At 72.0% G+C, this 17,555-nt stretch carries 20 protein-coding genes and 3 pseudogenes; 16 read left to right on the forward strand and 7 right to left on the reverse strand.

Annotated elements, in window-relative coordinates; translation table 11 throughout:
* Positions 1-269: 269 nt before the first annotated feature.
* Both AB0M27_RS31440 and AB0M27_RS31445 read right to left on the reverse strand, forming a co-directional pair.
* Positions 270-1,343, reverse strand: a complete 1,074-nt coding sequence (locus tag AB0M27_RS31440; protein ID WP_365726661.1) for an NAD(+)/NADH kinase — start codon at positions 1,341-1,343, stop codon at positions 270-272.
* Positions 1,344-1,543: 200 nt separating this feature from the next.
* Entirely contained in the window at positions 1,544-2,290 is a 747-nt protein-coding gene (locus AB0M27_RS31445; RefSeq protein ID WP_365726663.1) for a helix-turn-helix transcriptional regulator, read from the reverse strand.
* Between the two features lie 381 nt (positions 2,291-2,671).
* Here AB0M27_RS31445 and AB0M27_RS31450 point away from each other — a divergent pair, with 381 nt between their 5' ends.
* From AB0M27_RS31450 to AB0M27_RS31475, 6 genes are all read left to right on the forward strand, one after another.
* Entirely contained in the window at positions 2,672-4,378 is a 1,707-nt protein-coding gene (locus AB0M27_RS31450; protein ID WP_365726665.1) for a hypothetical protein, read from the forward strand.
* Between the two features lie 291 nt (positions 4,379-4,669).
* On the forward strand, positions 4,670-4,813 hold the full coding sequence (locus AB0M27_RS31455) for a hypothetical protein (protein ID WP_365726667.1): 144 nt from the start codon (positions 4,670-4,672) through the stop codon (positions 4,811-4,813).
* Between the two features lie 10 nt (positions 4,814-4,823).
* A complete protein-coding gene (locus AB0M27_RS31460) occupies positions 4,824-5,147 on the forward strand; it encodes a DUF2795 domain-containing protein (RefSeq protein WP_365726669.1) in 324 nt (107 codons plus the stop codon).
* Between the two features lie 102 nt (positions 5,148-5,249).
* Positions 5,250-6,764 (forward strand): cytosine permease, encoded by a 1,515-nt coding sequence (locus tag AB0M27_RS31465; RefSeq protein ID WP_365726671.1) that lies wholly within the window; start codon positions 5,250-5,252, stop codon positions 6,762-6,764.
* Entirely contained in the window at positions 6,761-7,312 is a 552-nt protein-coding gene (locus tag AB0M27_RS31470) for a cysteine hydrolase (RefSeq protein ID WP_365726675.1), read from the forward strand. Before AB0M27_RS31465 ends, AB0M27_RS31470 begins: the two co-directional genes overlap by 4 nt.
* Positions 7,309-8,016: a GntR family transcriptional regulator gene (locus tag AB0M27_RS31475; protein ID WP_365726676.1), complete on the forward strand. Its 708-nt coding sequence runs from the start codon at positions 7,309-7,311 to the stop codon at positions 8,014-8,016. The genes AB0M27_RS31470 and AB0M27_RS31475 overlap by 4 nt, the downstream gene beginning before the upstream one ends.
* A gap of 18 nt (positions 8,017-8,034) precedes the next feature.
* Here the strand turns inward: AB0M27_RS31475 and AB0M27_RS31480 are convergent, their stop codons facing one another.
* Positions 8,035-9,300, reverse strand: a complete 1,266-nt coding sequence (locus AB0M27_RS31480) for an alpha-L-fucosidase (RefSeq protein ID WP_365726678.1) — start codon at positions 9,298-9,300, stop codon at positions 8,035-8,037.
* Positions 9,301-9,526: 226 nt separating this feature from the next.
* Here AB0M27_RS31480 and AB0M27_RS31485 point away from each other — a divergent pair, with 226 nt between their 5' ends.
* From AB0M27_RS31485 to pqqB, 3 genes are all read left to right on the forward strand, one after another.
* The gene (locus AB0M27_RS31485) at positions 9,527-9,925 is read left to right on the forward strand and encodes an SseB family protein (protein WP_351804949.1); all 399 of its coding nucleotides are present in this window, start codon (positions 9,527-9,529) and stop codon (positions 9,923-9,925) included.
* Between the two features lie 105 nt (positions 9,926-10,030).
* Positions 10,031-11,143, forward strand: coding sequence for a hypothetical protein (locus AB0M27_RS31490; RefSeq protein ID WP_365726679.1), 1,113 nt, complete (start codon positions 10,031-10,033; stop codon positions 11,141-11,143).
* 61 nt (positions 11,144-11,204) lie between these two features.
* On the forward strand, positions 11,205-12,101 hold the full coding sequence (pqqB, locus tag AB0M27_RS31495; protein WP_365726681.1) for a pyrroloquinoline quinone biosynthesis protein PqqB: 897 nt from the start codon (positions 11,205-11,207) through the stop codon (positions 12,099-12,101).
* Here pqqB and AB0M27_RS31500 read toward each other — a convergent pair.
* From AB0M27_RS31500 to AB0M27_RS31515, 4 genes and pseudogenes are all read right to left on the reverse strand, one after another.
* Positions 12,098-12,517, reverse strand: a complete 420-nt coding sequence (locus AB0M27_RS31500) for a MarR family transcriptional regulator (protein ID WP_365726709.1) — start codon at positions 12,515-12,517, stop codon at positions 12,098-12,100. The two genes, pqqB and AB0M27_RS31500, sit on opposite strands and share 4 nt — an antisense overlap.
* Positions 12,518-12,591: 74 nt before the next feature.
* Positions 12,592-12,942 carry a VOC family protein gene (locus AB0M27_RS31505; RefSeq protein ID WP_069782639.1) on the reverse strand — a complete coding sequence of 117 codons (351 nt, stop codon included), beginning with the start codon at positions 12,940-12,942 and terminating at the stop codon, positions 12,592-12,594.
* A gap of 157 nt (positions 12,943-13,099) precedes the next feature.
* A pseudogene (locus tag AB0M27_RS31510) lies at positions 13,100-13,402 on the reverse strand (FtsX-like permease family protein); the annotation flags it as partial.
* Positions 13,403-13,938: pseudogene (locus AB0M27_RS31515) on the reverse strand (ATP-binding cassette domain-containing protein); the annotation flags it as partial.
* A gap of 67 nt (positions 13,939-14,005) precedes the next feature.
* Between AB0M27_RS31515 and AB0M27_RS31520 the strand changes: the two are divergent.
* The 7 genes and pseudogenes from AB0M27_RS31520 to AB0M27_RS31550 form a co-directional block, all read left to right on the forward strand.
* A pseudogene (locus AB0M27_RS31520) lies at positions 14,006-14,467 on the forward strand (glycosyl hydrolase 53 family protein); the annotation flags it as partial.
* Positions 14,468-14,654: 187 nt separating this feature from the next.
* Positions 14,655-14,942 (forward strand): helix-turn-helix domain-containing protein, encoded by a 288-nt coding sequence (locus AB0M27_RS31525; protein ID WP_365726683.1) that lies wholly within the window; start codon positions 14,655-14,657, stop codon positions 14,940-14,942.
* Between the two features lie 48 nt (positions 14,943-14,990).
* On the forward strand, positions 14,991-15,959 hold the full coding sequence (locus AB0M27_RS31530; protein WP_365726685.1) for an SMP-30/gluconolactonase/LRE family protein: 969 nt from the start codon (positions 14,991-14,993) through the stop codon (positions 15,957-15,959).
* 68 nt (positions 15,960-16,027) lie between these two features.
* Positions 16,028-16,489 (forward strand): fluoride efflux transporter CrcB, encoded by a 462-nt coding sequence (crcB, locus tag AB0M27_RS31535; protein ID WP_365726687.1) that lies wholly within the window; start codon positions 16,028-16,030, stop codon positions 16,487-16,489.
* Entirely contained in the window at positions 16,486-16,866 is a 381-nt protein-coding gene (locus tag AB0M27_RS31540; protein ID WP_365726689.1) for a DUF190 domain-containing protein, read from the forward strand. Before crcB (AB0M27_RS31535) ends, AB0M27_RS31540 begins: the two co-directional genes overlap by 4 nt.
* Positions 16,863-17,237: a fluoride efflux transporter CrcB gene (crcB, locus tag AB0M27_RS31545; RefSeq protein ID WP_365726691.1), complete on the forward strand. Its 375-nt coding sequence runs from the start codon at positions 16,863-16,865 to the stop codon at positions 17,235-17,237. The genes AB0M27_RS31540 and crcB (AB0M27_RS31545) overlap by 4 nt, the downstream gene beginning before the upstream one ends.
* A gap of 75 nt (positions 17,238-17,312) precedes the next feature.
* Positions 17,313-17,555: undecaprenyl-diphosphate phosphatase (locus tag AB0M27_RS31550; protein WP_365726693.1), on the forward strand; the 243-nt coding region annotated here is incomplete at its 3' end.

Here is a 17,555-nt window from a genome sequence, read left to right on the forward strand (position 1 = left end):
CCGCGTTCTACTCGGGCACCCGGCTGAGCTTCCTCAACACCGACACCAACAAGTACATCCGCGTGCCGCTCGTGGAGCGGCACGCGTCCCGGACCGGCTACAGCGACGTCTCCATCCACGCGGGCCGGCGCTCGCCGGCACCCGCGGACTTGTCACCGGCCACCGACGCCGCCGATGTCACCCGCACCGCCCCCCGGAACGGGGACACACGCGTGGGGCTATCACGGGAGGCGCGCTCCCAGGGCCGGCTCCCGTATCCGTGCCGGACCTCAGGACAGCCGGCGCCCGTCCTCGGGAGCCGGAGGCAGGGCGAGGTGGGCCAGGTCGCCCGGCCGGGGTGTGGTCACCGGCCAGAGCGGAGCGGCTGTGCCGTCGGCGAGCGCGGCGGGCGCGTCGGTGAGGTTCATCCGCTCGCGCAGCCGGCCGTAGAAGTCCATCGGGCCCAGCCGGACCGCCTTCAGCCGGCGTGGTGCGGCGTACACACCGATCCAGTCCCCGGGATTCAGTACTCCGCGCAGCTGGCCGTCGATGCTGACGGCGGCCTCGCCCGACCGGTCGAGGATCCGCAGCGCGATGGGCTCGTCGGGGGCGGCCACGACCGAGCGGTTGAACACCATGTGCGGGGCGACTGGTGTGAAGACCAGGCCCTCCGCGCGCGGCGAGACCACCGGGCCGCCTGCGGCGAAGCTGTACGCGGTGGAGCCCGTGGGCGTGGCCACCAGCAGCGCGTCGGCGGAGTAGCTGGCCAGGAGCCGGCCGGCCAGATAGACGGCGACCGACACCTGTCGGTCCCGGGCCAGCTTCTCCACGACGACGTCGTTGAGCGCGGTGACGTTCAGCGCGACTCCCCACTCGCCGCCCGTCTCACACTCCCCACGCACTCGGGGCGGCGGCAGCATCGGCCCGCGGCCGTACTTCAGAAGCGCCTCCATCTGCGCGGGCACCTGCAGCCGGCAGGACGCCCGCATGGTCAGCAGCATCCGGCTCTCCACGTTGATCCGCTCGGACCGGACCGCGTCCAGCGCCGAGCGCACCCCCGAGGCCGGAACCTCGGTGAGGAAGCCGACGCGGCCGAGGTCGACGCCGAGGACCAGGGCGTCGTTCTCGGCCGCCAGCCGGGCACCGCGCAGAAAGGTGCCGTCCCCGCCGAGAGTGACGATGAGGTCGGGATCGCCCGCCGAATCGACCTCCTCCCGGGCACTGTGCCGCGCGCCTTCCTGCCACACGTCGATATCGGCGCATCCCACGGCATGCTCCGCGCACCACTCGCGCACCACACCCGCGGCGGCCACGGCCTCGGCACGGCCGCCGTGCACCACCAGGCCGATACGGTTCACCGTCATACCCACCTCCAGCCGGCTGCTCCCGCCCGCCATCCTCACCGCGTACCGCTCCGGCACCGCACACGCCACGCCGCCGACACGGCCACCTGGGCAGGCGTGGGTGGAGCGTGAGTACAGCCGCTCAGGCAGCCGGAGCCTCACCGGTGTGTTTGCGTTCCTGGTCACCGGACCGAGCCGCGCCTGCCCCCTGGGCGCGGGAGTCAGCCGAACGGGCCGCGGGAGCCGGGGGTGTGGCCGAAGGTGCGCCGGAAGACGTCGATGAACGCGCTGGCCGAGGACCAGCCGGACCGGTGTGCCACCGTCGTGACCGGCGTCTGCTCCGCCAGCAGGACCAGGGCGTGATGCAGCCGCAACTGGGTGCGCCACTGGGGGAACGTCATGCCCAGGTCGCTCCGGAACAGCCGGGACAGGGTACGGTCGCTCGCCCCGACCTCCCGGCCCAGCTCGGCCAGGGTGCGGCCGTCGGCCGGGTCGGCGCGCAGGATGTCGCACAGGGCGCGCAGCAGCGGGGAGGAGGGCGTGGGCAGGTGCAGGGGCTGCTGCGGCGAGGCCCTCAGCTGGTCCAGCAACACCGCGCGCAGCCGGGCCCGTTCGGGGCTGCCGTCGTCCGGTGTACGGGTGTGGGCGATGATCAGCTCGCGCAGCAGGGGGGACACGACGAGCACCGTGGGGGTGTCCAGGGCCAGCGGGTCCTCGGACGCCGGCAGCCCCACCAGGTGCAACTCCAGCTCGCCGTGCGCCTCGTGGGCGTGGACCGTGCCGGCCGGCACCCAGATGGCGGGGGTGGCGGGGGCGACCCACGAGCCCGCGTCGGTGGTCGCGGCCACCACGCCCCGGCCCGCGTACACGATCTGGTGGTCGTCGTGCCGGTGGGCCTCGATCGCCGCGCGCGGCGCCAGCCACCGGGTGAGCGTCGGAGCGGCCGGCAGGTGGCGGATTTCCGTCATCACCTGGCAGTTTATCGGAAGTGCGACATCCCGCCTGGGCCGGAGCACGACGGGGTGCGAAGGAACACCTCGATCCCCCTCACCCCGCTCGTCCTCATGCCGGCGCTGAGCTGGCTGCTCCTGCGCACCCTGCCCGAGCCCGCAACTCCGCGGCCCCCCGCCGCAATTCCCCCTGAACTGGCCGAGAGGGAACCGATCGAGCCGAGAAGAACGACGAAACGCGACCCCACCCGACGGCCCCGCCTCGGTGACCTGCGGCGATCCGCCTCATCGTGTCCGCCGCCGTAAAGAAGGCGAAACGGCCAGGTAATGGTGCGGCGCGAACCTTCCCTGCAACGCCCCGGGCCCCACCGGGGCGGACCGCAGGAAGAGGGAGCAGCCGTGACGGAGACCGTCGACAAGCAGGCGCCGCCAGCCCCGCCGTCCTCCCCGGGCGGCCGGACGTACAACGGGTGGACCCGGAACGACACGCTGGAGGACTACTCGCTGCGCTACGCGCCGAAGTCCTTCCGCCGCTGGACGCCGTACGTCGTGGGCACCACGGCCCTCGGCGGCATCGCCTATCTCGCGGATTTCGCGATCGGCGGCTCGATCGCCGTCTCGCACGGCTTCTCCAGCGCCATGGTGGCGATCCTGACCGCGGCGGTGGTCATCTTCCTCACCGGCATCCCGATCTCGTACTACTCGGCGAAGTACTCCATCGACATGGACCTGCTGACCCGGGGCGCCGGATTCGGGTATCTGGGCTCGACACTGACCTCGGTGATCTACGCGAGCTTCACCTTCATCTTCTTCGCCCTCGAAGGCTCGATCATGGCGCAGGCCCTCGAACTGGGCCTGCACATACCGCTCCCCGTCGGCTACGTGATCTGCTCGCTGATCATCCTGCCGCTCGTCGTCTACGGCATGACGGCACTGTCCAAGATGCAGGTGTGGACCCAGCCGGTCTGGCTGGTGCTGATGGTGGCGCCGTTCGTGTCCATCGCGATCCAGGACCCGGGAAAGTTCGCGGAGTTCACGCACTTCGCGGGTGACTCGCCCACCGGGTCCGGCATCAGCATGCTCGGGGTCGGGGCGGGCGCGGGCGTCGCCCTGTCGCTGATCGCGCAGATCGGGGAGCAGGTCGACTATCTGCGCTTCATGCCCGACAGGACGGCCGCCAACGGCAGGCAGTGGTGGGCCGCGGTCCTCGGCGCCGGACCCGGATGGGTGGTGCTCGGCGCGCTGAAGCAGTTCGGCGGCGCCTTCCTGGCCTTCTTCATCGCCGGGAGCGTGGGGCTGGCCAAGGCCAACGAGCCGATCCAGCAGTACGTGCACGGTTTCGGCACGTTCGCCGCGCCCGTCGCCCTGGGACTGGCCACCTTCTTCGTCATCCTGTCCCAGATAAAGATCAACTCGACGAACGCGTACTCTGGTTCGCTGTCGTGGTCGAACTTCTTCTCCCGGCTGACACATCGTCACCCCGGTCGTGTCGTCTACATATTCCTCAACGTGGGCATCGCGCTCGCCCTGATGGAGGGCGGCGTCTTCGGCTTCCTCAACACCGTCCTCGGGTTCTACTCCAACGTGGCGATCGCCTGGATCGGCGCGGTCGTCGCCGACCTGGTCATCAACAAGCCGCTGAAGCTGAGCCCGTCGTACATCGAGTTCAAGCGGGCCCATCTCCACCACTTCAACCCGGTGGGTTTCGGCTCCATGCTGATCGCGTCGGCGGTGTCCATCGCCGCGTACTTCGACGCCTTCGGCGCCTATGGCAAGGCGTTCTCGCCCTTCGTCGCGCTGTTCCTGGCCATGGTGCTCTCGCCGTTGTTCGCCGTGCTCACCAAGGGCAGGTACTACATCGCCCGCGCGGACCTCCTGGACGAGCCGCTGCTGGGACCCGACGGGCTGCCCTCGGCGGCCGCGCTGACCTGCTCGGTGTGCGCGACCGTCTTCGAACGGCCCGACATGGCCGGCTGCCCGTTCCACCAGGGCGCGGTCTGTTCGCTGTGCTGCAGTCTGGAGAAGGACTGCCACGACTCCTGCAAGACCGGCAAAGCCGCGGGCCCGGTCGACCTGGGCGTGCCCGCCGTCCGCGCCGTGCGCTGAGCGCGGGCACGGATGTCCGGAGCGTGCGGCGGCCGGAGTGGTGTGCTCCGGCCGCCGCACGCTCGTGATCCGGTCACTCGTTCTGGAAGACCGCCTTGCTCACCTCGGCTGCTGGATCCGTACGCCGGCGCCGCATACCGCGCCGGGACCGGTCAGGTGCCCATCCCTCTGCCGCGGATTCACGGATCCCATCCGGTCCATGGGAGGTGAGAGTGCTCCCCGGTCATGGGAAGCGGGAGGGACGGGTACTCGGGGTCTTCGGAACCGGCACGGACGCGTGGGGGAGGTCCGATGGGTGAGAGCACCCCTTCGCAGACCGAGGGCGAGCGGGAGCCGGGTACCACGGAGGCCGAGCAGCCGCCGCGTACGACTCCGTCCCAGGCAGAGGGCGAGGACACCGCGGACGAGAGCGCCGAGGAAGGCGACGAGGAGTGAGGGAGGCGCCATGAGCACGGCACACACCAGCGTCCCCGAGGTGCTGGCCGCGCTGAAGGACGTGTCGTACCCGGCCGACAAGGACCGCCTGGTCACGGCCGCGCGTGAGGCGGGAGCGTCGGACGAGGTCGTCAAGGCCCTGCGCGGCATCCCCGCCGAGCAGTACACGGGCCGTGACGACGTGGCGAGGTCCGTACGGGTCGACCCGGACTCGGACATCGGTCGCACGGCGGCACGGCGCGCGGAACAGGCACGGCAGGGCGGGAAGCCCGGCCTCTCCCAGCACCTGCGGGAGGAGCCGAGGACGCCGATCCAGGAGGAGTTCGACCGCTGAACCGCGAGCACCGCCGGGCCGTCGGGCAGCCGTCGTTGACGGCCCGGGCTGCCGCTTCTACCGTGAGTAGACACGTCTAGACAGGCAGGCAGGGGCTCGGGGATGACGCAGCCGCAGGATCCGCGACGAATAACCGACGGCAGATCCACCGGCCGCCCGTTGCAGGTGGAGACGCACGGACTCGACGTGATCGGGGACGCCGAGCGCAAGGGCACCCCGCGGACGCTGTTCTGGCCCTGGTTCGGCGCCAATGTCTCCGTCCTCGGCCTGAGCTACGGCGCCTTCGCGTTGGGCTTCGGGATCTCCTTCTGGCAGGCCCTCGCCGCCGGCGTGCTCGGCATCGTCGTCTCGTTCCTGCTGTGCGGCTTCATCGCGGTCGCCGGAAAGCGCGGCTCGGCGCCCACGATGGTGCTCAGCCGGGCGGCGTACGGAGTGCGCGGCAACCGGCTGCCGTCGGTGATCTCCTGGATGCTCACCGTCGGCTGGGAGACCGTCCTCACCGCGCTCGCCACGATGGCCACCGCGACCGTCCTCGGCCGCCTCGGCTGGGGCGGCGGTAGCGAGACCAAGGTCGCCGCGCTGGTGGTCGTGGCCGCGCTGACCGTCGTCGGCGGAGTCATGGGCTTCGACCTGATCATGCGGCTGCAGACGGCGATCACCGTGATCACCGGTGTCCTCACCGTCGTCTACGTCGGTCTCGTCGCCGACCACATCCACTGGAGCACGGTGAGCGCCGTCCCGTCGGGTTCCGCGCAGGAATTCATCGGCGCGCTGGTGTTCATGATGACCGGCTTCGGCCTGGGCTGGGTGAACGCCTCCGCCGACTACTCCCGCTATCTGCCCCGGAGTTCGTCCGGCCGCGGCGTGATCGGCTGGACCACGTTCGGTGCCTCGGTGGCCCCGCTGCTCCTGCTGGTCTTCGGCCTGCTGCTGGCCGGTTCCTCGCCACGGCTGAGCAAGGCGATCGCGGCCGACCCGATCGGCGCGCTGACCACGATCCTGCCGACCTGGTTCCTGGTGCCGTTCGCCGTGGTCGCCGTCCTCGGCCTGGTCGGCGGCGCCGTCCTCGACATCTACTCCTCGGGCCTCGCCCTGCTCTCCGCCGGCCTGCCGGTGCCCCGCTATCTGGCCGCCTTCCTCGACGGCGTCCTGATGATCGCCGGCTCGGTCTACATCGTGTTCTTCGCCGGTGACTTCCTCGGTCAGTTCATGGGCTTCCTCACCACGCTCGGCGTCCCCATCGCCGCCTGGTGCGGCATCATCCTCGCCGACCTCGCCCTGCGCCGCCGCGACTACGACGACGGCGACCTCTACCGCCCGCACGGCCGCTACGGCGACATCCCCCTGCCGCCCCTGCTGCTCACCCTCGCCGCCACGGCCGTCGGATGGGGCCTGGTCACCAACACCGCGGCGAGCTGGCTGACTTGGCAGGGGTATCTCCTCGGTCCGTTCGGCCTCGGGGGCAAGACCAGTGCCTGGGCGTACGCCAACCTCGGCGTCCTGGTGGCGCTGGTTCTCGCCTTCCTCGGCACCCTGCTGACGGGCCGGGGCCGGGTCCGCGCCCAGGAGACGCGGACACCGAGCCCGGTGACCGACGAGGGGGTGCTGCACCCATGACCGCCGGACACCTCGCCGTCATCGACATGCAGCGCGTCTTCGCCGACCCGGCGAGCCCATGGGCCACCCCCCGGTACGCCGACGCGGTGGCGGGCGTACGCAGCCTGCTGCCGGCCTTCGCCGACCGCGTCACCTTCACCCGCTTCCTGGCCCCCGCGACACCGGCCGGGGCCTGGCGCGCCTACTACGACGAGTGGCCCTTCGCCCTGCAGCCCCCGGACGCCGAACTCTGGCACCTGTCCGAGGAGTTCGCCGATCCGGCCGGCCATGTCGTGCACGCCACCACCTTCGGCAAGTGGACCCCGGAGCTCGCCGCCCGCGTCGGCCCGGAAGACCGCCTGGTCCTGGCCGGTGTCAGCACCGAGTGCTGTGTGCTCTCCACCGCCCTGGCCGCCGCCGACGCCGGCACCGAGGTGCTGGTGGTCGCGGACGCCTGCGCGGGCGTGGACGACGACTCCCACCTCAAGGCCCTGCAGATCATGGAGCTGTACCGGCCGCTGGTCCGGGTCACCACCGTCGACGAGCTGCTCGCCGGGGCCGGGCCGTGACCGGCGTCCCGCTCAAGCACCAGCGGATCAGCCGGATCCTCGCCCGGGAGATCCGCGACGGCAGCCGCGCGGCGGGCGAGCGGCTGCCCGGCGAACACACCCTCGCCGAGCGGTTCGGCGTCAGCCGTACGACCATCCGCGCGGCCCTCGCCGAACTGTCCGAGGAGGGCCTGATCACCACCCGCACCGGCAAGGGCTCGTACGTCCAATTCGACGGCCGCCCGCCGGACGACCGGTTCGGCTGGGCCCGCGCCCGGGCCGTGCAGGGTGCGGACACCGCCGTGCGGACCCTCACCGTACGCCAGACGCACGAGGGCGCCCTCGCCGCCGAACTCGGCCTGGAGAAGGACGAGTTCGTGTGCGTGGAGCGGACTGGTGAGCTGGTCGGGGACGGGACCGTGGTGTCGTACGAACGCAGTTTCCTGCCGCCGGTTCCGGTGATCCGCGAGCTGCCCGCCCGCGGCCTCGGCCGGGAGTCGGTCACCGAGCTGTTGCTGCGCGCGGGGCTGCGGCCCGACCACGGGGAACAGCGGGTCTCCGGGCGGCCGGTCGACGCCCGGGAGGCGGAGCTGCTGCGGCGCGCTCCGGGGGACTGGTTCCTGGAGACGCGGCGGACGAGCCGGGCGGCCGACGGCACCTTCGTCGAGCATGTCGTCGGCCTGCTCGACCCCGACCACTTCGAGCTGACCCTGACGTTCGGCTGACGCCGACGGGTTTCCGCGTCAGGAGCGCCCCGTGCCCCGGTAGAGGTCCAGTTCCCCGTCGAGTTCCACGGCGAGCACGGTGGCGTACTCGTCCACGTCCCCCGCCGCCGGCGCGTCCAGCCAGGTCACCCCTGGTACCTCGTGCAGCCCGCCGGTGACCCGGTGGCCCAGCTCGGCGCCCGTCCCGAGCACGCTCACCCGGCGCACCCGGTTGCGCAGGCCGCGTACGGAGACCGTCTCGCGCGGCGCGTCGAAGCAGAAGAGGTACAGCGTCCGCCGGTCGGCCGACAGGGTGCTCGGGCCGTAGTGATGTCCCGGAGGCAGGCCCGCCACCGTGCCGTACACGGCCTCGGCGTGCCGGCCGATCCACGCCCCGAGCCCCGCCAGGCGCTCCTCCTGCTCCGCGGTGAGCGTGCCGTCCTCACGCGGGCCCACGTCGAGCAGCAGGTTGCCGCCCGCGCCGATCGTCTCCGTGAAGTAACGCACCAACTGGAGCACCGACTTGTGGTTGTGGTCCCGGTGCTGGAATCCCCAGGAGTCGTTGACGGTCAGGCACAACTCCCAGGGGCCGTCGGGAGCTTGGAGCGGCGCGCCCTGCTCCGGGGTGGCGTAGTCGCCGTGGCTCAGCATGCGCGCGTTGAGGACCGTCTCCGGATGGCCGGCCAGGATCCGTGCGGCCAGGGCGTCCATGCCCCACTGCTCCTCGGTGCGCTCCCACTCGCCGTCGAACCAGAGCAGATCCGGCCGGAACCGGTCCACCAGCTCCCCGACCTGACCGTCCCGGTAGGCGAGGAACCGCGCCCAGGCCGCCGGATCCTCCTCGCCGGGCCGGGCATGCGCCAGGGGGTTCGGGGGATCCTCGTCCGGGGCGGGGTGCCGGGTGCTCGCGTAGTCGGGGTGGTTCCAGTCCGAGTGGGAGTAGTAGAGGCCCACCCGCAGGCCGCGCTCGCGCAGCGCGTCGGCGTATCCGGCGATCAGGTCACGCCCCGCAGGCGTACGGCGCACCACGTTCAGATCGCCGTGGGCGCTGTCCCACAGGGCCACACCGTCGTGGTGGCGCGCGGTGAGCACGGCGTACCGGGCACCGGCACGGGCGAAGAGGTCCGCCCAGGCACGCGGGTCGTAGCGGGACGCGGTGAAGCCGTCGAGCTGCTTCATGTACCGCTCGTGGGACACCTGTCCGGTGTAGAACGACCAGGACTCCGGGACTCCGTCCACCGCGTAGACGCCCCAGTGGACGAAGATCCCCAGCTTGGCGTCGCGGAACCACGGCTGCATCGGCATACGGTCAAGCTAGGCCCTGTCCGGGCGGCCCCGCGTCGGCGACGACCCTTCTCACCGGCCGACTTTCACCATCCCCGGCCATCACCGGGGCCGGCCCACCATCGGATCTCCCGCCGATCCTCACGCATGTCCCGCGGCCCACCGGGTACGCGAGGCGAAGCATGCCCGGGGGCGCGGTTCCGCCTCCGGTGTGGCCCGTACGACCGTCGCTACCTGGGGACCTGCCATGGAGACACCCGCACACAACGACCTGCCGACGCCGGCCCAGCAGGCGCTGGACGCGCTGACCGTGAACGCCGAGGACCAGGCCGCGCTGGACGTCCTCGCCCACAGTGACGTGCTCGTCCCCGTGCCGGACGACGCGGTCGACGGGGAGGGCGCCGACGCCACGACCGTGGCCCTGCCCGTCCTGGAACAGCCCGGAGGCGATCCGGTCGTCCCCGTCTTCACCACGGAGGGCGAGATGGCCGGGCTGCTGCCCTTCGTCTCCCGCTACCGCCTCATCCCGCTCGGCGCCCTGGCCTCCCAGTGGCCCGACGAGGACCTCTCCCTGGCCATAGACGGCAGCTCCACCCACGCCCTGACCCTCACCTCACAGGGGGTACGCACGCTGCTGGCCCGCTGACGAAGCGCCCCGAGGGGGGCGGGGAACGGCGCGAGAGACCACGAGCGACCCGCGCCCGCGCACGAAAGCGATCCTCCCACCTCCGTGGGCGACAAAAATAGGCCCATGGAATACATCGCCGGCGCGGCAGGGGCACTGGTCCTGGTCCTGGTGCTGACCAGCATCCTGCGCACTCTCGTGGTTCCCCGGGGCCTCTACTCCGTGCTGGTCTTCCGCCTCTGGTGGGCCCTGCGCCGAGTCCTCCGGCTGACGGCCGTCCGCAAGGACTACGCAGCCATCGACCGCGCGCAGACCTGGCTGGCCCCGCTGATGCTCATCGGCATGCTCGCCACCTGGCTCGCCGGTGCGCTGCTCGGCTTCGGCCTCCTGCTGTACTCGCTGTCCGGGCTGTCCTGGACCGCCGCGTTCCGGGAGGCGGGGTCCAGCCTGTTCACCCTCGGCTTCGCCAGCGGCGCCCGGCTGAAGCTTTCGGTGCTCGACTTCGTCGCCGCGGCCACCGGACCGGTCGTGATCGCGCTGCAGATCGCCTATCTGCCCACCCTGTACGCCGCCTACAACCGCCGCGAACTGGAGGTGACCCTGCTGCAGGCACGGGCCGGCGAGCCCGCCTGGGGGCCGGAGATCCTCGCCCGGCAGTGGCTGGTCGACACCGAGACCTCGCTGCCGGCGCTGTATCGCGCCTGGGAACGCCTCGCCTCGGACATGGGCGAGAGCCACTCGACGTACCCCGTCCTGCTGGCCTTCCGCTCCCCGCGCCCGCACCGCAGCTGGCTGGTCGGTCTCGTCGCGGTGATGGACGCGGCCGCGATGCAGCTGGCCCTGGACCCACGGCTCGCCCCGCCGGAGGCCCGGCTGGTGCTGCGGGCCGGTTTCACCGCCCTGCGCGACATCGCCCGCGCGCTGCGCATGCCCTTCGACGCCGACCCGTCGCCGGACGCGACCATCCGGCTCACCTTCGCCGAGTTCGACGCGGCCGCGGCCATGCTGGAGTCGGCCGGGTTCCGGGCCCAGCGCCCGCCGAAGGAGGCCTGGCCGCACTTCCAGGGCTGGCGGGTCAACTACGAGGCGATCGCCTACGATCTGTGCCGGCGCTGCGACGCCGTACCCGCGCTGTGGACCGGTCCCCGAGACTTCCCCGGTGGGCCGATCCCGCCCGAGCGCCCGGCGGACCGCAGGCCGGGCGAAGGACGGCCGGAACTGCCCCCCGCCGCCGGGTAGTCCCCGGCCCGAGGCGGGAAGATCACAGCGAGGACAGGTCCGGACGCGTGTGAAGGAGCGGATGGTCGTGAGGGTCGTCCTGCTGGGCACTGCCGCCGGTGGCGGTTTCCCGCAGTGGAACTGCGCGTGCTCGCTGTGTACGGCGGCAAGGGACGGCAAGCTGCCCTCCCGCACCCAGGAGTGCGCCGCCGTCACCGGCAACGGCCGCGACTGGTGGCTGCTGAACGCCTCGCCCGATCTGCGCACCCAGCTCACCGCCGCACCGGCGCTGTGGCCGGGACCCGGCCCCCGGGACACCCCGCTGCGCGGCGTCCTGCTCACCGACGCCGAGGCCGACCACGTCACCGGCCTCGCCGAACTGCGCGGGGCCGCGGGCCTGAAGGTGTACGCCACCTCGCCGGTCCGCGCCGTGCTGGCCCCGGCCCGGGCCGCCCTGGACCGCTACGCCCCCTGGGAGTGGGCGGACAGCCTGGCCGACGGCGGGTTCGTGCTGGCCGGCGGGCTGGTGGTCACGGCCCATCCGGTGGGCGCGAAGATCCCGAAGTACGTGCCGGCGCAGGCGCCGGGACCGGCCGCCCCGTGGGTGACGGCGTACCGCGTCGAGGACCTGGCCAGCGGGGGAGTGCTGGTGTACGCGCCCTGTTTGGGCGCCTGGAGCCTGGAGCTGGACGAACTGTGCGCCGAGGCCGACTGCGTGCTGCTGGACGGCACCTTCTACGCGGCCGACGAGATGGGCACGACGGTACGGTCCGCGGCCCGGCAGGCCGCCATGGGGCACCTGCCGGTCACCGGTGCGGACGGCACCCTCGCCGCCCTGGCCCGGCATCCCGGCGCCCGCCGGATCTACACCCACCTCAACAACACGAACCCCCTGCTCGACCCCGCCTCACCGGCACGCGCGCGTGCCGCCGGGGAGGGCGTCGAGGTCCTGCCCGACGGCGCCGAGCTGGTGCTCTAGTGATCCTGCCCGGGGCTCCAGCGCTCCTGCCCGGTCAGCATGCGCTCCAGCACGGCGCGCTGCAGGGGCAGCACCTCGGCGTGCAGCGCGCGGCCCTTGGGGGTGAGGGCCACCCACACCCCGCGCCGGTCCTCCGCGCACACCGAGCGCTCCACCAGCCCGTCCTTCTCCAGCCGGCCGATCAGCCGGGACAGCGCGCTCTGGCTGAGATGAACCCGGCCGACCAGGTTCTGCACCCGGCACTGGTCGCCCTGCGCGGGCGACTCGGTCGCCAGGATGTCCAGCACCTCGAAGTCGCTGGCGCCCAGCCCGTGCGGGTGCAGGGCCCGGTCGATCTCGCACATCGTGCGCGCGTGCACGGCGAGGATGTCCCGCCACCGTTCCTCGAGCCGGGCGTCGGCCGTCTTGACTGCCATACCGGCACCGTAGCACCGATCCGGCCAATCGTTGAGTGTGCAACTAGTGCGAGTGCAAGCGGAGGGGGCGGTGCTCAGGCGGCCGGGTCCTGGAGGAGGCCGATCAGGTTGCCGTCGGGGTCCTTCACCGACGCGATCAGCCTGCCGTTGCCGACGTCGCGCACGTCCTGGACCACCTCGGCGCCCGCCGCCAGCAGGGCCGCGAGGCGCTCTCGGAGATCGGTGACATGCCAGAACGGCACCGGCCCGGTCAGGCCCTGGGCATGCCCGTTCGGGTCGAGGCCGACGTCCTGACCCTCGGCCTTGAAACCGACGTAGTAGGGCTGGTCCGCGTACGGCTCGACACCCAGCAGGGCGGTGAACAGGGCCTTGGCCCGGTCCTTGTCCTTGACGGGGTAGATGATCGTCTGCACGCCGGCGGTCATGGGACTCTCCTTCTGAGGTGCGTGGCCCAACGGGTTTTCCGTCGGTGCACCTCACGCTAGGGCCGGGGAGCCCGCTCCGGCTTCTTCGATCCTGACCGGTTGCGGGCTCCCCGGTGGGTCGCTCGTTGTGCAGCACCTCCGCCACGGTGAGCCGGGCCGCGCGCCGGGCGGGGACGAGGGCGCCCATGACGGCGATCACCAGACCCGCCGGCGCCACTTCGGCCAGCCTCGGCGCGTGCCGGACGTCCGTCATGTACGACGGCAGGGCGATGTCGATCCCCGCGGCCATCCGCGGGACGACCACCTCATAGGCGGCGATGCCCAGCGGGACACCCAGCACCGACCCGATCACGCCGAGCACGGCCATCGATGTCACCGTCATCACCGTCACCTGGCGCGGGGTCATGCCGATCGACTTGAGCATGCCGAGGTCGCGACGCCGGTCGTGGGTGTTGAGCACGGCCGACGGCTCCAGGGTGTGCTCACCCGTCACCCGGCCGTCGGCCTGCTGCACCAGCCGGCTCGCACAGCGCTGCGCGAGCCGCTCGTCGTGCGTGACGATGATCGGGGTCTGGCCGATCTGGTCAGGTCGATCAGCAGGTCCATCACCTGCTCCCCTGCCCGGCTGTGCAGCGCGCCGGTCGGCTCGTCGGCCAGTAGCAGCGCGGGCCGGTTCATCAACGCCCGTTCCACGGCGACCCGTTGCCGCTCACCACCGCTGAGCACCGCCGGGTACGCGTTGCGGCGGTCCGTGATGCCCAGTTCCTCGAACAGCTCCAGGGCCCGCCGCCGGGCCTGCCGGGCCGGTGTTCCGGTCAGCTGGGCGGCCAGCGCAACGTTGTCCAGGGCCGACAGATCGTCGATGAGGTTGAAGAACTGGAAGATCATGCCGATCCGGCGCCGCCGGTACAGCGCGAGCCCCCTCTCGCTCAACTCCCCGACGTTCTCGTCGTGGACGACGACACGGCCGGCCGTGGGCCGGTCAAGACCGGCGACGCCCTCCTCGCCCGCAGATCACCCGGCGCCTGGTGGAGCGGTACGCGGCCGAGACGGAGCGCACTTCAATGCCGGCATCCTGTGGTCCGAGGGCTCGACGGACAACTGGGGCCAACTGTCGTACTACGGCTACTGGCACGGCCCGCTCTCCGACTTCCAGACCACCCTGGACGACGCGGCCTCCCGCTACGGCAAGCCGGTGTTCGTCGCCGAGACGGCCTACCCGTTCACCCTGGCCCAGAACGACTCTCTGGAGAACCAGATCGACACCACCGGGGAGCTGGTCTCCGGCTCCCCGGCGACCGTGGCCGGCCAGACCAAGTGGATGAACGACGTGGCGAGCATCGTGGAGGCCGTACCGAACCACCGTGGCCTCGGCGTCTTCTACTGGAAGGCGACCTGGACCGCCGTCTCCGGCAACGGCCGAGATCCGGCCGACGCCGCCTCCGGCAACGGCTGGGAGAACCGGGCCCTGTTCGGCTACGACGACAAGGCGCTCTCCTCCATGACGTGGTTCAGCCACCGCTGAACCGCCGGTGACGGGCCCGGCCGTGAGGGGCGGCCGGGCCTTCGCCGATTTTCCGAAGTCATAGGCCCTTCTTCGGTCGCACGCCGTTCGGTACCGGACAACGACCGCCGAGTCCAGAACGCGACGGAGTCGGCCGCGCGACAGTGGGAACACTGCGTACGAGGAGGCCGGGGACGGAGGCGCACGGATGATGGGAACCCCCTCGGGCCGGATACGGCAGACGATTCTGGACTGGCTCAAGGAGCCCGCGGCCCACTTCTCGGCGCCCCGTCGCCGCGACCTCGCCGAGACGGGAGTCACGGCGCGTGCCGTGGCCGCCAAACTGGGCGTGCCCCGCCGGACCGCCGTCGCCCACCTGGACTTCCTCACCCGCCTCGGCCTGCTGCGCACCCGTCGCAGCTGCCGGGGCACCTGCTACCGACGCGACGAGATCCGCATCGCGGAGGTGGCCCGGGTTTTCGAGAAGGGGTGGTGAGGGGACGACAGAGTCGGAATGGGCCGACCGACCGCGAAGGGCACACGCATGGACCGACCCACGGCACTCGTCCCGCTCCATTACCTCTCCCTGGGCGCCCGCGGCCCCGAGGACGTGGTGGCCGACGCGGACGGGCGCGTGCTGACCGGAGTGGAGGACGGCCGGATCCTGCGCGTCCACGGCCTCGGCGACCCGCGCACGGCCCGCGTGGAGGTGCTGGCGGACACCGGCGGCCGTCCTCTCGGACTCGAACCGCTCCCGGACGGCGGCCTGTTGGTGTGCGACGCGGAACGCGGACTGCTGCGCGTCGACCCCGCCGAAGGCGCCGCCGGAACCGTCCGCGTTCTCACGGACTCGGCGGCGGGGGAGCGGCTCCGCTTCTGCAGCAATGTCGTCGTCCTGCCGGACGGCAGCGTGTACTTCACCGTCTCCAGCCGCCGCTACCCACTGGAGCAGTGGATCGGCGACATCGCCGAACACACCGGCACCGGACGGCTGCTGCGCCTTCCGCCCGCGGGCGGTGAGCCCGAAGTCCTGCTGGACGGACTGCAGTTCGCCAACGGCCTGGCGGCCGGTGCCGACGGCTCCTTCCTGGTGATCGCCGAGACCGGCGCCTGCCGCCTCACCCGCTACTACCTCACCGGTCCGCGCGCGGGCCACGCCGATCTCTTCGCCATGCTGCCCGGCATGCCGGACAACCTCTGGCGCGAGGGCCCCGACGGCCCGCTGTGGGTCGCGCTCGCCAGTCCCCGGGTTCCGCCGCTGGACCTTCTGCACCGCGCCCCGCCCGCCGTGCGCGCCGCCGCCGCCCGGGCAGCCGTACACGCGCCGTACCGCCCGAGCGGGACGACCGGGGTGATGGCCCTCGACGACACCGGACGAACCGTCCGGCACCTCACCCGCCGCCGCTCCGGCTTCCGCATGGTCACCAGCGTCTGCGTGAGCGGGGACCACCTCGTCCTCGGCAGCCTGTGGGAGCCCGGCGTCGCGGTCTGCGCGCGGACCACGGCCCGCTGACACGGCGGTACGCTGGTGCCCGGCCGTGATCACCCGTCGGGGCAGGCCGCATCAGGAGACGCACCAGGATGACAGCCCCGGAAGCCCAGAGCCTCCGTGTCCGCCCCACCCCACGGCGGCGGTCGGAGTGGCGTGCCCAGATCCCCGTCGTCGCGGTGGTCGCCCTCGGCGGCGCCCTCGGCGCGTGTGCCCGCTACGGCCTCGCCCTCGCCTGGCCCACGCCGCCGGGTGGCTTCCCCTGGGCGACGTTCCTGACCAACGTCATCGGCTGCGCGGTGATCGGTGTCTTCATGGTGCTCATCACCGACGTGTGGGCCGCCCGCCGCCTCGTACGCCCCTTCTTCGGCACCGGCGTGCTCGGCGGCTTCACCACCTTCTCCACCTACGCCGTCGACATCCGCAAGCTGGTCGACGCCGGCCGCCCGGGCCTCGGGCTCGGCTATCTCGCCGCGACGCTGTGCGCGGCCCTCGCCGCGGTGTGGCTCGCCTCCGTCGCCGCCCGCCGGGCGCTGATCGGGAGGAAGCGATGACGTCACTCACCGGCCGGGCCCTCAGGCTGACCGTCTACATCGGCGAGGACGACACCTGGCACCACAAGCCCCTCTACTCCGAGATCGTGCACCGCGCGCACGCGGCCGGACTCGCCGGGGCGAGCGTCTTCCGGGGCATCGAGGGCTTCGGCGCCTCCTCGCGCATCCACACCTCCCGCCTGCTGTCCCTGAGCGAGGACCTGCCCGTGGCGGTCGTCGTCGTGGACACCGAGGAGCGGGTACGGGCGTTCCTGCCGCAGCTCGACGAACTCGTCGACGAGGGGCTCGTGACGCTGGAGGAGTGCGAGGTCGTCCGGTACGTGGGGCGCACCGGCGGCGCCGAGGGCACGGATCCGAAGGGTAAGAAGTCATTGTGAACTGGCTTCTCGTCATCGCGGGAGCCGTGGTCGGCGCACCGCTGCGCTATCTCACCGACCGTGCCGTGCAGGCCCGTCACGACTCGGTGTTCCCCTGGGGCACCTTCGTGGTGAACGTCACCGGCTCGCTGATCCTCGGGCTGCTCACGGGCGCCTTCTCCGCCGGGGCGGCCGGGCCCCATCTGCAGCTGCTGGTGGGCACCGGGTTCTGCGGAGCGCTGACGACGTACTCGACCTTCTCCTACGAGACCCTGCGGCTGACCGAGGCCGGCTCCGGCCTCTACGCTGCCGCCAACGTCGTGGTGAGCCTGGTGGCGGGGCTCGCCGCCGCGTTCGCCGGCGTCTCGATCGCCGGCGCCCTGTGGGTCTAGGCGCTTGCCAGAGCGCCGGGCGCAGCAAGTACTGTCTACAACAATGTCGACCAACTCTCCTCAGAACTGGATCCCATGAGCGCCATCTCCGTCGGTCAGGCCGTCGTCCTCGGAGTAGTCGAGGGGGTGACCGAGTTCCTCCCGGTGTCCTCCACCGGTCACCTGAAGATCGCCGAGGGGCTCATGAACATCCCCGTCGACGACAAGTCCGTCGTCGGTTTCTCCGCCGTCATCCAGGTCGGCGCCATCGCCGCCGTGCTCGTGTACTTCTTCAAGGACATCAAGCGGATCGTCTCCGCCTGGTTCCGCGGTCTGACC

It is taken from the genome of Streptomyces sp. NPDC052107 (assembly GCF_040680215.1).
In the GTDB taxonomy this organism is placed as follows: domain Bacteria; phylum Actinomycetota; class Actinomycetes; order Streptomycetales; family Streptomycetaceae; genus Streptomyces.

Excerpts from the sequence above, each read along its gene's own strand:
- AB0M27_RS31440 (WP_365726661.1), bottom strand. The coding sequence starts at position 1,343 with ATGACGGTGAACCGTATCGGCCTGGTGGTGCACGGCGGCCGTGCCGAG.
- AB0M27_RS31445 (WP_365726663.1), bottom strand. The coding sequence starts at position 2,290 with ATGACGGAAATCCGCCACCTGCCGGCCGCTCCGACGCTCACCCGGTGG.
- AB0M27_RS31455 (WP_365726667.1), top strand. The coding sequence starts at position 4,670 with ATGGGTGAGAGCACCCCTTCGCAGACCGAGGGCGAGCGGGAGCCGGGT.
- AB0M27_RS31460 (WP_365726669.1), top strand. The coding sequence starts at position 4,824 with ATGAGCACGGCACACACCAGCGTCCCCGAGGTGCTGGCCGCGCTGAAG.
- AB0M27_RS31465 (WP_365726671.1), top strand. The coding sequence starts at position 5,250 with ATGACGCAGCCGCAGGATCCGCGACGAATAACCGACGGCAGATCCACC.
- AB0M27_RS31470 (WP_365726675.1), top strand. The coding sequence starts at position 6,761 with ATGACCGCCGGACACCTCGCCGTCATCGACATGCAGCGCGTCTTCGCC.
- AB0M27_RS31480 (WP_365726678.1), bottom strand. The coding sequence starts at position 9,300 with ATGCCGATGCAGCCGTGGTTCCGCGACGCCAAGCTGGGGATCTTCGTC.
- AB0M27_RS31485 (WP_351804949.1), top strand. The coding sequence starts at position 9,527 with ATGGAGACACCCGCACACAACGACCTGCCGACGCCGGCCCAGCAGGCG.
- AB0M27_RS31490 (WP_365726679.1), top strand. The coding sequence starts at position 10,031 with ATGGAATACATCGCCGGCGCGGCAGGGGCACTGGTCCTGGTCCTGGTG.
- pqqB (WP_365726681.1), top strand. The coding sequence starts at position 11,205 with ATGGTCGTGAGGGTCGTCCTGCTGGGCACTGCCGCCGGTGGCGGTTTC.
- AB0M27_RS31500 (WP_365726709.1), bottom strand. The coding sequence starts at position 12,517 with ATGGCAGTCAAGACGGCCGACGCCCGGCTCGAGGAACGGTGGCGGGAC.
- AB0M27_RS31505 (WP_069782639.1), bottom strand. The coding sequence starts at position 12,942 with ATGACCGCCGGCGTGCAGACGATCATCTACCCCGTCAAGGACAAGGAC.
- AB0M27_RS31525 (WP_365726683.1), top strand. The coding sequence starts at position 14,655 with ATGATGGGAACCCCCTCGGGCCGGATACGGCAGACGATTCTGGACTGG.
- AB0M27_RS31530 (WP_365726685.1), top strand. The coding sequence starts at position 14,991 with ATGGACCGACCCACGGCACTCGTCCCGCTCCATTACCTCTCCCTGGGC.
- crcB (WP_365726687.1), top strand. The coding sequence starts at position 16,028 with ATGACAGCCCCGGAAGCCCAGAGCCTCCGTGTCCGCCCCACCCCACGG.
- AB0M27_RS31540 (WP_365726689.1), top strand. The coding sequence starts at position 16,486 with ATGACGTCACTCACCGGCCGGGCCCTCAGGCTGACCGTCTACATCGGC.